Origin of the sequence: Chryseobacterium sp. CCNWLW53, assembly GCF_037083525.1 — a bacterium.
GTDB lineage: Bacteria > Bacteroidota > Bacteroidia > Flavobacteriales > Weeksellaceae > Chryseobacterium > Chryseobacterium lathyri.
In genome coordinates this window covers 15,663-27,880 of sequence record NZ_JBAOJR010000004.1, presented here as the reverse complement: position 1 = coordinate 27,880, position 12,218 = coordinate 15,663, and the positions used below count along the sequence as shown (strand labels likewise).

Below are 12,218 nucleotides of genomic sequence, written 5' to 3'. Positions count from 1 at the left end.
GATGAAATTAAATAAAAAAAATATATTATTTCTGGGGTTGGGACTTCTCCCAAACTTATTTTTAGCTCAGATAGGTATTGGTATTAATAATCCGAATCCTGCCAATTCCATTGAAATTAACACAACTGAAAAAGTCATTATTGATAAAACAGGAAAAATAGGGGTTGGGGTAGCTACTCCAAAAATGGCTATTGACCTAAGAAATGGAGCCAACGGTTCTATGGCTATAGGAATGACCAATCAAACCGCCGCCGAGGCCGGGGCAGGAGCTATTCGTTACAATCCAAGTCCAGCCATCGGGGTCCAGGGTTATATAGAATATTCTGACGGAACGGTATGGGTTCCTATTCTGCCATACGGAAAGCCAAGAATTGTGGTGATGGCCGAGAAAACCAATAATAATTCCACTGTTTTTGAAACCGGTTTGTGGCCTATAGGAAACTATACAGACGGAATCCCCGGAAGATCTTCTGCTTATCTTACTTCATGGGCAGAAAAACTGGATTCGGACTCCGGGCAGCCAAGAACTAATTTTGATCCTGCTACAGGGGAATTTATTGCTCCGAGATCGGGCGTATATTATGCTACTTTTACTTTTGCCCTAGCACCCAACCAGGTAAATACCAGTTCTGGACAAAACCAGACGGAAGCGATCTGGGAAGTAAGAAACTCTTCCAATACGGTTATACAGAGGATAAAAACCAATAACGGTTATCCTCAGGACACAGGAGTTGCTCCGAATGCTGTGATCGTGGGATCTGCCTGTACTGCGAGCCTGTATCTGAATGCAGGAGATAAGCTAAGACCTTTTGTATGGATCAATGTATCGTGGGACCCGGACAAACGTCCTCTTCTTAATACAGGAGGCTATAATGTTTTAACAATTGTTGAGCAGTAATTTCATTTTCTGCCTAAACAATAACTATATCAGAAAAGCGAAAAATCACCTCTCGTTCGGGGTGATTTTATATATCCTTTAGTTTTCTCTGCACGATGTTTGTATTTTATTTATCACCAACACTTAAATACAATCATATGAAAACAGAAGTTTTAACAGAAAAGCACAGGTTAGGAATAGGCGGGGTGGCGATAGGAACGGCCTTCGAAAATATAAGTGATGAAGAGTCTTATAAAATACTTCAGACCGCCTGGGATCTGGGAATCCGCTATTATGATACATCTCCCTGGTATGGCCTTACAAAAAGTGAAAGAAGATTCGGACACTTTCTGAAAGATAAAGACAGGAGCGATTTTATATTTTCAACTAAAGTAGGGAGACTGTTTCATGAAGTCCCTGAATCAGAAGTTCCACCTACGATGTGGAAAAAACCGCTGAATTATGATTTTAAACATGATTATACAGCAGACGGAGTCAAAAGATCTATAGAAAACAGCCTGCAGAGAACAGGACTGGATTATATTGATATTATTTATGTTCATGACCTGTCTGAAGATCAGGTAGGGGACCGGTATCCTTATTTTCTGGAACAGGCAAAGAAAGGAGCGTTTAAAGTTCTTTCCGAGCTGCGGGACCAGGGAGTGATCAAGGCATGGGGAATGGGAGTCAACAAAATTGAACCTATTTTAGACTGTATTGATTCTGCTGATCCTGATATTTGTCTTTCTGCAACACAATATTCGATCCTTGAACATGAAGATGCCGTCGACAGGCTGCTTCCGGCAGTTAAAAAAGCCGGTGTAAAACTGGTCTCGGGTGCTGGGTATAATTCCGGATATATTGCAGGAAGAGAAAGGTACAATTATAAGGATGTCATTCCAAAAGGAATGGCCGAAAAACGTGCCGCAATAACTGCTATTGCTCAAAAATACAATACAGATATTGTACATGCTGCGCTTCATTTTGTTTTGGCTTCAGATGAATTTGCTTCTATTATTCCCGGAGCCGGCAGGCCGGAACAGGTTAAAGATAATGTGGAAGGTTTTAAGGCCACTATTCCGTCTGAATTCTGGAACGAATTGAAGTCTAACGGACTGATCTATGAAAAGGCGCAGGTTCCTAAATCTTAAAAAGCAATTTAAATAATAGCTTATTCTTATTCAATGAAATATACAAAAAACCTCTCATTATGGGAGGTTTTTGTATTTGTCTATACCACTTTTGCCTTACGGACAATCTTAGCCAACAGGGAGGGGAAAAATCTTTTGAGATAGGTTCCCATTACTTCCCGACCGCCAATAGATGCCTGATTTTTCTTTTTTTCAATAGCCGCAAGCATTTTTCTTGCAAACACATCTGCGGGCATTCCTTTATTCGTAGCATCATCCATTGTTCCCTGCAGAGAGCCGTTACCCGTTAATGCATTTATAGAAATATTGGTCTGTACAAAGCCGGGACAGATGATGGTCACTGTAATTTTTTTCGTATATAATTCAGCACGCAGCGAATCAAAAAAACCGTGAAGTGCATGTTTTGCTGCCGCATAGCTGCTTCGCATCGGAGCTCCGAAAATACCCATAAGACTGGAAACAACAGCAATATGTCCGCCGCCGTTCCTGATCATATAGGGAAGCACAGATTTTGTAAGTGCTACGGTTCCTATATAATCAATATCCATTAAACGTTTATCAACTTCTATGTCAGTTTCTATAGTCAGAGAACGCTGAGACAGTCCTGCATTATTGATCAGAATATCAATCTTTCCGAATTTTTCTACAGCTTCTTCCACAACATCCGGCATTTTTTTATAGTCTTCAAGGTCCAAAGGCAGAACAAAAAAACGATTTGCGTCAAGTCCGGCCCTTTGAGCCACAGCATTTAACTGATCTTTATTTCTTGATGAAAGGATAATTTTCGCATTGCTTTTCACTGCCAGCTCTTTTACCAAAGCTTCCCCTATTCCTGACGAAGCTCCTGTTACCCAAACCACTTATGATCAAAATAAGTATTCACTTTTGTTTTTTTATTTTAATATTTTACTCTCTTATTCTTACAATTCACCATTCAGGTTCAAAGAAGAATTCACGATCTGATCTTTAAAGTCCGGCAATATATTTTCCGGCTTTCATGCCTGAAAAAATACACCCTCCAAGAAATGTTCCTTCCAGTGCACGGTAGCCATGCATTCCGCCTCCGCCAAACCCCGCAGCTTCTCCTGCTGCATAAAGCCCGTCGATCACCGTATCATCATCTCTTAAAACCTGTCCGTCAAGATTCGTTTTAATACCTCCCAGGGTTTTCCGGGTAAGAATATTGAGACGGACAGCGATCAGAGGACCATTCTTAGGATCTAATATTTTATGTGGAGCGGCAACCCGGCCGAGTCTGTCACCTAAATAATTTCTTGTATTCCTGATATAATTGACCTGTGTATCTTTTGAATATTTATTGTCAAGTTCCCTGTCTCTGGCTTCGATCTGTGCTTTTATCTTCTCATAATCCAAAAGGGAAGTGCCGGACAGTTCATTCATCTTTTCCACCAGGGTTTTCAGATCATCCGAAACAATAAAGTCTTTTCCATGTTCTTTAAAAGCCTCCACAGGTCCCGGAGCTTTTTTTCCAAAAATTCTTCTCAGAAAAAGAGCATAATCTTTATTGGTAATATCGGGGTTCTGCTCTGATCCGGAAAGAGCAAATTCTTTTTTAATGATTTTCTGGGTCAGGATAAACCAGGAGTAAGAAAACCCTGTTTCCTGTATATGTTTCAGGGTTCCAAGCGTATCAAATCCTGGCAGAAAAGGAGCGGGAAAACGGTTTCCCCTGGCATCAAACCATAAAGAAGACGGTCCCGGCAGTATTCTGATGCCATGTTTCGGCCATATCGGGTTCAAGTTCTGTATTCCTTCTGTATAATGCCACATTCTGTCCGGGTTAATGATGTGTGCACCGGACTTTTCTGCAACACCAATCATTTTTCCGTCCACATACGCAGGCACACCACAAACCATATTTTCGGGAGCTTTTCCCAGTCTTTCCGGCCAGTTCTTCCGCACAAGTTCATGGTTGGCTCCTATGCCTCCTGATGCAATGATCACATGAGAGGTATGGTATTCAAACTGGGAAATTACGTTTCTGTTGGTGGCAACACCTCTTTCTTTATGATCATTTTCAAGGATATCACCTTTCACGCCTTTGGTTTTACCATTTTCTATGATCAGTTCCGTGACTCTATGTCTGAATTTCATCTGTAAAAGGCCTTTTCCTTCTGCTTCATACGCCTTATCTACAAAAGGCTTCACAACTCCTGTCCCGGTTCCCCAACTGACATGGAAGCGCGGTACGGAATTTCCGTGGCCGGTTGCTGATCCGTCTCCACGTTCGGCCCAGCCTACCATGAACATAAACCTGACCCCCAGCTTAGAAACATAAGCATATTTTTCATAGGCCGCGAATTTCAAATAGGCTTCTGCCCATTTTCTGGGCCAGTAATCTTCCGGACGATCAAATCCAGCTGTTCCTTTCCAGTCCTGCAGAGCCAGTTCATAAGAATCTTTTATTCCCATTTTCCGCTGCTGTGGCGAATTGATAAAAAACAAGCCACCGAACGACCAAAATGCCTGTCCGCCAATATTCTGTTCAGTTTCCTGATCCAGGAGAAGTACTTTTTTTCCGGCATCGGTAATTTCCATAGCAGCAGTGAGTCCTGCTAACCCTGTTCCCACAATGATAACATCAGGCTGGAATTTTTCCTCCATTGTATTGAATTACTTTTGTTTATACTTTCATTATATCCTATAATAAATATATAAAATATTCAGACGTATACCTTAAGATTTATCATCAGATATTTTTGGCAGTATCAAAAAAACAGGTCAGAAATGATTTTCTGACCTGTTTTAATCTGTTATTCAAAAAAGCTTTAATTATTATCAAAGTGGCCTTTTGCCGGAAATGATATTATAAAGAATTACAATAATAGCAATTACCAAAAGAACATGCACTAAGTAACCAGTACTTATTCCCGGTACGATATTTAACATTCCCAGAAGCCAGATAACGATACAAATGACGGCTACTAACCATAATAAATTTCTCATGACTCAAATTTTTTAATGTTATTGTTTTTATTAAATACATATTCCATGCCTTTATGAAGAAAACCAGCAATAATATCCAAAATGTGGTATCTATACTGTATTTATAACTGAAACAAATTAAGATATATTATAATAGTCGAAAATTATTAAAATCTGAGGTATCTACTTTGTATGAAATGATTTCTTTTGACCCAGGGCATAGCAGTTATCTTCTATTCTGCTGATCAGAATATAAAAGAAAAGAGCATAGATCATTTGTATTCCCATGGCTTCCCAGTTTTCAACGGTACTGCTTCCAAAAAGAAGCATAATGATAAGCCCGGCTCCGGCAAAGTTTGCCCAACGGGTCTTAAAACCAAGAATAAGCAAAGCACCAATAATAAATTCCAGAAAGGGCAGAGTAGTACTGAACAGGTATACGGATGGCTGTGGAATCCAGCTTTTTTCAAACCCTTTGGTCATTCCCTCAGCAAAAACGGAAAGTTTGGGGATTCTGGCAAGACCATGTCCCAGAAGATTCACTCCCATAGATATACGTAAAAGGAAATAGGCTATATTTTTATTCATAATATTTATTTTTAGTTATTAAATTTTTCTTCGCTGTTATCTACAGGCGTTGCGGGATCATTCACTACCATTTTCGCAATATCATCCTTGCGCATAAAAACAACGCCCTGTTTTTCTTTGGTATATCTGATAAATTCTTCCATAGCATGAACCATTGCCGGAGTTCCGCCAATCCTGTCATGGAAGCTAATGCTCATCATTCTTCTCTTAGAAGCTCCTTCTTCATACAGGCGGTCAAACTCGAACTTCAGCTGGGTCAGAAACTGATCCGGGCTCCAGTGTTTACCTTCAATATTCACAATATCATTATTTCTGAGTGTATAAGGCATCACAACAAAGTTTTTACCGTTTACTTGGGTAATGAAAGGCTCATCGTGACTTAGGTCGTCTATATGATAAAGGAAACCAAGCTCCTGCAGGATTTTTAAAGTGTTAGGGCTCCTTCTGAGCCAGTTACAGTTGTAGCCCACTGCTTTTTGTCCTGTAATTCTTTCCACTGCATCTACGCCATCTTTTACAAACTGCATTTCATCTGTATAGTTTTTGTTCCACTGGCTGTCCCAAGCAAAACCGTGTGCAGCTATTTCATGACCTCCGTTGGCAATAGCTCTGGCAATTTCAGGATATTTTTCAGCAGCAGTACCTACGACATGAGAGGTCACTTTTATATCATATTTTTTCCACAGATCCAGCATACGGTAAATTCCTTCGTTGGCTCCATACCGATACCAGCTTTCTGCTGCGAGATCCGGCTGGCCTTTGGGAAGGGGAGTTCCGCTGAAAGGGCTTTCTGCACCTTCAGGCTGTCCTCCTGTTTCAAACTGCATAGATACTGAGATAACCAGCTGAGCACCATTGGGCCAGTATTTTTTAGAGGATGTTCCGGTTTCTGCGGACTGTTTAGCTGTGCTTTTCATATTTCTGTCAAAACAGGAAACTAAAAATATTGCAGATGTGATCAGGAAGACTGATTGTTTTAAATGCTTCATTTTAAAGAGTTTTTGTTCTACAAAATTGAAGAATAAACGGTTGACTTATATTGTAAAAATTTATGCTAAATTTGTAAAAATCCATTCAATATGAAGCGTATTGTCAATTTCAGTTCTTTTAATGTTTTCAGTATTGAAAAGGAGGTCTGGGACATTGAATACCATAATCATAATTTCTACGAGCTGATTGTTATCGAAAGCGGAACAGGAACACACTACCTGAATGGGATTACATTTACCTATAAAAAAGGAGATGCTTTTCTGCTCAGGCCAAGCGATGCACACGAATTTTCTATAAAAAACAAAACCAGGTTCATTTATATAAAATTTACAGAACATCATATCTGGGAAAGTCTGCAGACTGATAAAAAAGCTGAGCTTCATAAAGTAGTCCGCCTGATGCTGGAAGACAGCACATTCGTATATGAGTCGGCGATTACGAATACAACAGACAGGAAACACCTGCTACAACTTGCCAAAATCCTTCTTTATGAATTCGGCAACAAAAGTATGTACAGCAAAGAAACAGCGGCAGATATTTTCTCGGCAATAATCACCATTCTGATCAGAAATACGATGAACAGCGGTGGTATGGAGCGAATATCAAAAGGGATCAACCAGGCGGAAAGAATTCTCTATTATATCAATGTTAATGCAATGGATGCCAACAAAATGAAGCTTGAAAATCTGGCAAAGGAATTTATGCTTTCCCGGAATTACATCAGCATTTACATTAAAAAGCAGACCGGATTCTCCATACAACAGCACGTGATGCATCAGAAAATAAAGGCCGCTGAAAAGCTTCTGAAGCAGAGTAATTATAACATCAATGAAATTGCGGATCGGCTTGGATTTAATGATGCCAGCCATTTTAATAAGATTTTCCGGGGATATAAAAATATGTCACCATCAGCATTCAGGAAAAATAACTAACCGCCTGATTGATTATTACTTTAAAAAAGTCTTATCTTAAAGCTATGAAAACAAGTGCCGGCATTTTATTGTATAAAAGACAGAAAAATACGCTGTATTATTTTCTGGTTCATCCAGGCGGACCTTTTTGGAAAAATAAAGATTTAGGCGCATGGTCTGTCCCAAAAGGGGAAGTGCAGCCAGATGAGGATCCACTGGAAAGGGCTTTACTTGAGTTTAAGGAGGAGACAGGCCAAACAGTACAGGGACAATTTACCACTTTATCACCTGTTAAACAGAAAGGCGGCAAAACTGTTTATGCATGGGCATTGGAGAGTGATATTGAAACAACAGGGCTTCACAGCAATACATTACAGATGGAATGGCCACCAAGATCTTCTAAAATGATCGAAATTCCTGAGGTAGACCAATGGGAATGGTTTGAATCAGAAGAAGCTCAGAAAAAAATCAATCCGGCGCAGGCTGCCTTTATAACCGAACTGGAAAAGATACTGAACGACGAAAAATAAGTTTTATTTTTTGATCCCTATAGCCTCCAAAGCATTAACCGTCAGATAAATGTCATTAAAAACCGTCAGTGATTCAATATCTGCAAAGGCAGATGACATGAGATCGCTCTTATTAAAAGAAAGCTCAACTGCCTCATCATAGGAAGCTACGATTCTTACGACAGAATATCCGTTGTAAGCAATGGTAAAGCCTTCGAACAGACAGTTCTTTTCTGCAGTCTGATATCCGGCGTATTCCTCAAATCCGGCAGTATCCGTTCGTTTTACGGTATTGTGATCCAGTGATTTCCAGGAGGTATAGTTTTTCGGTTCTTTCAATACATTTCCGTTTAGATCTACAGGAACAAACATTCCAAGCGTAAGAGGCCGTCTTAGAAAATTAGCATAGTTTTTCATCAGACGCAATGTCTGAAGATCGGCATATCCTTCGTTAGAGTAGTACTCAATAACAAAATCTGTCATCGGAATCAGCTTGTGGGAAGCTTCGGTCGGCATAATTGGTGTTTTCTTTTATGAAAATAAAAATAGTACTTTTATTTACTTTACCAAACATTAATCTGTTCCAGATACAGGAAAAACTGATGCTGGGATTTTATAAACGTCCAGAAAGCAAACAAACGATCAAGCGGTGGTGCACAAGATTCTATGCTTTGGAACATTTCGGACATATTCCGCTTACTATAAAATTATATTCCTGTGCTATAAAGTCTGGTGGAAGGCTGATATCAGGAACCACATTTTCAATACAAGTCACCGAATGACATTCCTTGCAATTGAAATGAATATGATTGTGAAAATGCTTTTCTGTACTGCATTTCCCACTGCATTTCGCGAAATTCACAACACCGTCAACGTTAACAATCTTATGAATAAGACCTTCATTTTCAAGTCTTTCAAGCACTCTGTAAATCGTCACTCTATTGCATAGATCGCCCAACTTTTTCTGAATATCCGGTTGTGAAAGAGCTATGTCAGAATGATTAATGACATTTAAAATTTCAGTTTTAGCCTGTGTATTTCTGGTTTGCTTCATTTTTAATGCAACAAAGTTGCGTTATTTGAGATTTTATCTATACTTTTGCAACAAAGTTACAATAAGAAATTTAAATCCCCATCTTTATGAAATCAAAAATTCTTGATGCAGTAGGAATTTCTGCAGCGGTCCTGTGCCTTATCCATTGTGTTGTTTTTCCTCTGTTAATGATCATTCCGTTGGGAATATCCCATAATCCTTATATTGATCTTGCCTTCCTTATCATTGGCACTGTTGTAGTCTATAGAGTGACTAAAAATATAACCAATAGCTGGCTTAAATTACTTTTTTGGAGTTCTATTATCCTTATCTCAATTTCTGTTTTGGCAGATTTAATCTTTGAAACCCATATTCCTTTGATTTACGTAGGAGCAGCAGGATTAATTACAGGCCATATCATCAATTTTAGAAATCACAAGCATTAAGATTCTGATTACTTAAAATTCCGAAGCGGAATGATTCAGAATATTAATGATAAAAATTCATAATTAATTAACGCAACTTAGTTTCATTAGTTAACATTACCCTCTAAATTGCAATACCAAATTTATCCAGATGAACAGACGCAAATTTTTAAAAGGTTCAGCACTGCTGTCAGGCCTATTCACCCTAAATCCGGTTGATTTTTTTGCCAACAGTGCAAAGGAAGTTTCAGGTCCGGGGAAAAAAGCAAAAAATATTATTTTCATGATCAGTGATGGGATGAGCTCGGGAACTTTAGCAATGGCTAATCTGTATTCTCAGAATATCCTGGGAAAAAACGGAAACTGGATGAATCTTTATCTTGAAAATAAAGTTTCCAGAGCTTTGATGGACACTGCTTCTGCCAGCTCTATTGTTACAGATTCTGCTGCGGCCAGTTCGTCTTTTGGTGGTGGATTCCGTGTGAAAAACGGTGTCCTTAATATTGGAGGGAATGGAGAAAAATATGTTCCAATCTGGCAAAAATTTAAAAAGGCTGGAAAAAAGACAGGCTGTGTCACGACAGTAACGATTACCCATGCGACACCGGCAGGTTTCTGCGTTAATTCAGACAGTAGAAATGCAGAAAATGAAATCGCGGAAATGTATGCTGAAATAGGTTTTGATGTAATGATGGGTGGTGGAGATGAATTTTTTAATCCTTTAAAAAGAAAAGATAAGAAAGATATCTATGCTCTTTATAAGCAGAAAGGTTATCAGGTTCTTAAAAATAGGGCAGACCTGAAAACTTCAGAAAAAGGAAAGAAAACTTTAGGGATTTTCAATTCCGGTGCTTTACCATATTCCATAGACAGGGCGAATATTCCTGAGCTGCAACAGATGCCTTCTCTTGCTGAACTAGCTCAAACTGCTATTCATCAGATGAAAGATCATCAGGAAGGTTTCGTCTTACAGATCGAAGGCGGAAAAGTTGACTGGGCAGCACATGCTAATGATATTTCTGCTTTAATTCATGATCAGATTGCTTTTGATGAAGCTATAAAAACTGTAATGGATTTTGCAGAGAAAGATCAAAATACATTGGTGATCATCACAACAGACCATGGAAATGCTAATCCGGGAACAATTTACGGACCGGATGCCACCAAAAATTTTAACAGCATCTCTGATTATCGATACACCAATGAATATATTCTGAATGCTATTCACCCGGATTTTAATCTTCAGCAAATGAAAGACTGGATCTATGAGACCAACAAAATACGTCTTGCTGATGATGAGGCCAAACATTTACTCAGTTTTTATTCAGGGCTTGAAAAGCAGGAAGCTGGGCTTTACAACTATAAAAAATTACCTTTTAAAGCTTATTCAGAAATTCAGAGAAAGCATAATTCTGTCGGATGGATCAGTATGGACCATTCCGGAGATTATGTAGAAGTTGCGGTTTATGGCCCGGGGAAAGAACTTCTGCCACCTTTTATTAAAAATACAGATCTGCATTACCTAATGTTAAAAGCTGCACAGATATAAATATCACGAACAGGCATTTTTATTGATACTAACATTTTTAACAACAGTTCTCAGGATCTTGGTTTGCATACATATTTGTTGCCCCTGACATAAAAACGCCATGGCAGCAGTGCATCTTCCTGAGCGTAGGCAACTCCAATCCTCGGTCCTGAAATGATCTCGTCCGGAGAATATTTAATTCCGTGGTCTTCGATCCATATTTCATTTTCGGTTAAATCTTTTTTGTTAAAAGAACGGTCAATACCCAAAGCCTTAGCTGCTGAACCAGGTCCTGATGAAATAGCAGTTTTAGAAGCCGGCATATTCCGCCTGATTTCCATGATTTCTTTGCCTATTAATGGTTCCACAGCCCTTACCAATATTGCATGGGGTTCGTCTTCAACGGAACTTACAACATTAAAGAGATGATGAATTCCATAACATAAATAAACATAGGAAACACCACCTTGGGTATATAATGTTGCGGTACGTCCGGTGCGTCGGCCACCGTAAGCATGGGAAGCTTTATCTATGACACCAAAATAGGCCTCGGTTTCTACAATGATCCCCGCAGTGATGTCCCCATTTATTTCTGTGAAAAGTACTTTTCCCAAAAGATCCTTAGCCAGGAAAATAACATCCTGATTTAAATAATAAGAAAGTGGCAGCTTCAAATCTGTTTATTTATTTGCAGTTTTAAGATGAAGCAAAGTTAAACAACTGATATTAATTTTTGTTATAGCGATAGACTTAAAAACAGAATGGATATAAAAAATTATCATCTAAATTTATTAATTTCAAAGATGAATGATTTAACTTAGAAGATTATTGATTAAAATAATTTAAACTTATGGACAATTACCATTTTTCAGAAAAACCGGACCCAGACACCGCTGCGTTTGGAGAAAGACTGGCCAATCTTGTCGCCGATAAATTGCAGACCGGTTCGGTTTTAGGTTACAGTCATAGGGATTATTGCGGAATGGGTATGAAAGTAAATGAAGATCAAAAGTTTATATACGGAGAAATATATGATAGTGATTTCAATGTCCCAAGAATCTTTGAAACCCGGGATTTATTTGTGGAATGGCTTTCCTCTCAATCTACAGCATCACTGGCACGTTTAGATAAAGAAGAATTCTATAAAGAAAACCAAGTGATCACAAGAAAACGTCTGCTGGATTTTATAAGCTGATTAAGTGGTGAATTTCTGTCATGAAAGAATTAAAAATAATAGCCTGAATCAATAAATATAAAAAA

At 38.8% G+C, this 12,218-nt stretch carries 15 protein-coding genes; 7 read left to right on the top strand and 8 right to left on the bottom strand.

The genetic code is table 11. The features are described from left to right. Position 1: 1 nt before the first annotated feature. Together V6R96_RS13255 and V6R96_RS13250 are read left to right on the top strand one after the other, a co-directional pair. Complete coding sequence (locus V6R96_RS13255; RefSeq protein ID WP_336379510.1) at positions 2 to 898, top strand: hypothetical protein; 897 nt, start codon at positions 2 to 4, stop codon at positions 896 to 898. A gap of 137 nt (positions 899 to 1,035) precedes the next feature. Further along, positions 1,036 to 2,028 (top strand): aldo/keto reductase, encoded by a 993-nt coding sequence (locus V6R96_RS13250; protein WP_336379511.1) that lies wholly within the window; start codon positions 1,036 to 1,038, stop codon positions 2,026 to 2,028. An 80-nt stretch (positions 2,029 to 2,108) separates the two neighbouring features. On the opposite strand, the gene V6R96_RS13245 is transcribed toward V6R96_RS13250, so the two are convergent. The 5 genes from V6R96_RS13245 to V6R96_RS13225 form a co-directional block, all read right to left on the bottom strand. Beyond that, complete coding sequence (locus V6R96_RS13245) at positions 2,109 to 2,888, bottom strand: SDR family oxidoreductase (protein WP_336379512.1); 780 nt, start codon at positions 2,886 to 2,888, stop codon at positions 2,109 to 2,111. Between the two features lie 106 nt (positions 2,889 to 2,994). Next, the gene (locus V6R96_RS13240; protein WP_336379513.1) at positions 2,995 to 4,653 is read right to left on the bottom strand and encodes an FAD-binding dehydrogenase; all 1,659 of its coding nucleotides are present in this window, start codon (positions 4,651 to 4,653) and stop codon (positions 2,995 to 2,997) included. Between the two features lie 174 nt (positions 4,654 to 4,827). Then, positions 4,828 to 4,995 carry a lmo0937 family membrane protein gene (locus V6R96_RS13235; protein WP_111953517.1) on the bottom strand — a complete coding sequence of 56 codons (168 nt, stop codon included), beginning with the start codon at positions 4,993 to 4,995 and terminating at the stop codon, positions 4,828 to 4,830. 162 nt (positions 4,996 to 5,157) lie between these two features. Continuing rightward, positions 5,158 to 5,562, bottom strand: a complete 405-nt coding sequence (locus V6R96_RS13230) for a DoxX family protein (protein WP_336379514.1) — start codon at positions 5,560 to 5,562, stop codon at positions 5,158 to 5,160. An 11-nt stretch (positions 5,563 to 5,573) separates the two neighbouring features. Beyond that, a complete protein-coding gene (locus V6R96_RS13225) occupies positions 5,574 to 6,551 on the bottom strand; it encodes a polysaccharide deacetylase family protein (protein ID WP_336379515.1) in 978 nt (325 codons plus the stop codon). 90 nt (positions 6,552 to 6,641) lie between these two features. On the opposite strand from V6R96_RS13225, the gene V6R96_RS13220 reads away from it, so the two are divergent. After that, the gene (locus tag V6R96_RS13220; protein WP_336379516.1) at positions 6,642 to 7,484 is read left to right on the top strand and encodes an AraC family transcriptional regulator; all 843 of its coding nucleotides are present in this window, start codon (positions 6,642 to 6,644) and stop codon (positions 7,482 to 7,484) included. 44 nt (positions 7,485 to 7,528) lie between these two features. Further along, a complete protein-coding gene (locus tag V6R96_RS13215; RefSeq protein WP_336379517.1) occupies positions 7,529 to 7,993 on the top strand; it encodes an NUDIX domain-containing protein in 465 nt (154 codons plus the stop codon). A gap of 3 nt (positions 7,994 to 7,996) precedes the next feature. Here V6R96_RS13215 and V6R96_RS13210 read toward each other — a convergent pair whose 3' ends face one another. Both V6R96_RS13210 and V6R96_RS13205 read right to left on the bottom strand, forming a co-directional pair. After that, a complete protein-coding gene (locus tag V6R96_RS13210) occupies positions 7,997 to 8,488 on the bottom strand; it encodes a hypothetical protein (protein WP_336379518.1) in 492 nt (163 codons plus the stop codon). A 148-nt stretch (positions 8,489 to 8,636) separates the two neighbouring features. Then, positions 8,637 to 9,026 (bottom strand): transcriptional repressor, encoded by a 390-nt coding sequence (locus V6R96_RS13205; protein WP_336379519.1) that lies wholly within the window; start codon positions 9,024 to 9,026, stop codon positions 8,637 to 8,639. Between the two features lie 86 nt (positions 9,027 to 9,112). Between V6R96_RS13205 and V6R96_RS13200 the strand changes: the two genes are divergently transcribed. Both V6R96_RS13200 and V6R96_RS13195 read left to right on the top strand, forming a co-directional pair. Then, positions 9,113 to 9,451: a MerC domain-containing protein gene (locus V6R96_RS13200; RefSeq protein WP_336379520.1), complete on the top strand. Its 339-nt coding sequence runs from the start codon at positions 9,113 to 9,115 to the stop codon at positions 9,449 to 9,451. Positions 9,452 to 9,581: 130 nt separating this feature from the next. Continuing rightward, a complete protein-coding gene (locus V6R96_RS13195; RefSeq protein ID WP_336379521.1) occupies positions 9,582 to 10,979 on the top strand; it encodes an alkaline phosphatase in 1,398 nt (465 codons plus the stop codon). A 50-nt stretch (positions 10,980 to 11,029) separates the two neighbouring features. Here V6R96_RS13195 and V6R96_RS13190 read toward each other — a convergent pair whose 3' ends face one another. Beyond that, positions 11,030 to 11,632 (bottom strand): DNA-3-methyladenine glycosylase, encoded by a 603-nt coding sequence (locus V6R96_RS13190; RefSeq protein WP_336379522.1) that lies wholly within the window; start codon positions 11,630 to 11,632, stop codon positions 11,030 to 11,032. A gap of 176 nt (positions 11,633 to 11,808) precedes the next feature. Between V6R96_RS13190 and V6R96_RS13185 the strand changes: the two genes are divergently transcribed. Next, entirely contained in the window at positions 11,809 to 12,153 is a 345-nt protein-coding gene (locus V6R96_RS13185; protein WP_336379523.1) for a hypothetical protein, read from the top strand. The last annotated feature ends 65 nt before the right edge of the window (positions 12,154 to 12,218 follow it).

What these genes read in the sequence shown, in the direction of transcription:
- V6R96_RS13255 (WP_336379510.1), top strand. Translation starts at nt 2, where the DNA reads ATGAAATTAAATAAAAAAAATATATTATTTCTGGGGTTGGGACTTCTC.
- V6R96_RS13250 (WP_336379511.1), top strand. Translation starts at nt 1,036, where the DNA reads ATGAAAACAGAAGTTTTAACAGAAAAGCACAGGTTAGGAATAGGCGGG.
- V6R96_RS13240 (WP_336379513.1), bottom strand. Translation starts at nt 4,653, where the DNA reads ATGGAGGAAAAATTCCAGCCTGATGTTATCATTGTGGGAACAGGGTTA.
- V6R96_RS13235 (WP_111953517.1), bottom strand. Translation starts at nt 4,995, where the DNA reads ATGAGAAATTTATTATGGTTAGTAGCCGTCATTTGTATCGTTATCTGG.
- V6R96_RS13230 (WP_336379514.1), bottom strand. Translation starts at nt 5,562, where the DNA reads ATGAATAAAAATATAGCCTATTTCCTTTTACGTATATCTATGGGAGTG.
- V6R96_RS13225 (WP_336379515.1), bottom strand. Translation starts at nt 6,551, where the DNA reads ATGAAGCATTTAAAACAATCAGTCTTCCTGATCACATCTGCAATATTT.
- V6R96_RS13220 (WP_336379516.1), top strand. Translation starts at nt 6,642, where the DNA reads ATGAAGCGTATTGTCAATTTCAGTTCTTTTAATGTTTTCAGTATTGAA.
- V6R96_RS13215 (WP_336379517.1), top strand. Translation starts at nt 7,529, where the DNA reads ATGAAAACAAGTGCCGGCATTTTATTGTATAAAAGACAGAAAAATACG.
- V6R96_RS13210 (WP_336379518.1), bottom strand. Translation starts at nt 8,488, where the DNA reads ATGCCGACCGAAGCTTCCCACAAGCTGATTCCGATGACAGATTTTGTT.
- V6R96_RS13205 (WP_336379519.1), bottom strand. Translation starts at nt 9,026, where the DNA reads ATGAAGCAAACCAGAAATACACAGGCTAAAACTGAAATTTTAAATGTC.
- V6R96_RS13200 (WP_336379520.1), top strand. Translation starts at nt 9,113, where the DNA reads ATGAAATCAAAAATTCTTGATGCAGTAGGAATTTCTGCAGCGGTCCTG.
- V6R96_RS13195 (WP_336379521.1), top strand. Translation starts at nt 9,582, where the DNA reads ATGAACAGACGCAAATTTTTAAAAGGTTCAGCACTGCTGTCAGGCCTA.
- V6R96_RS13185 (WP_336379523.1), top strand. Translation starts at nt 11,809, where the DNA reads ATGGACAATTACCATTTTTCAGAAAAACCGGACCCAGACACCGCTGCG.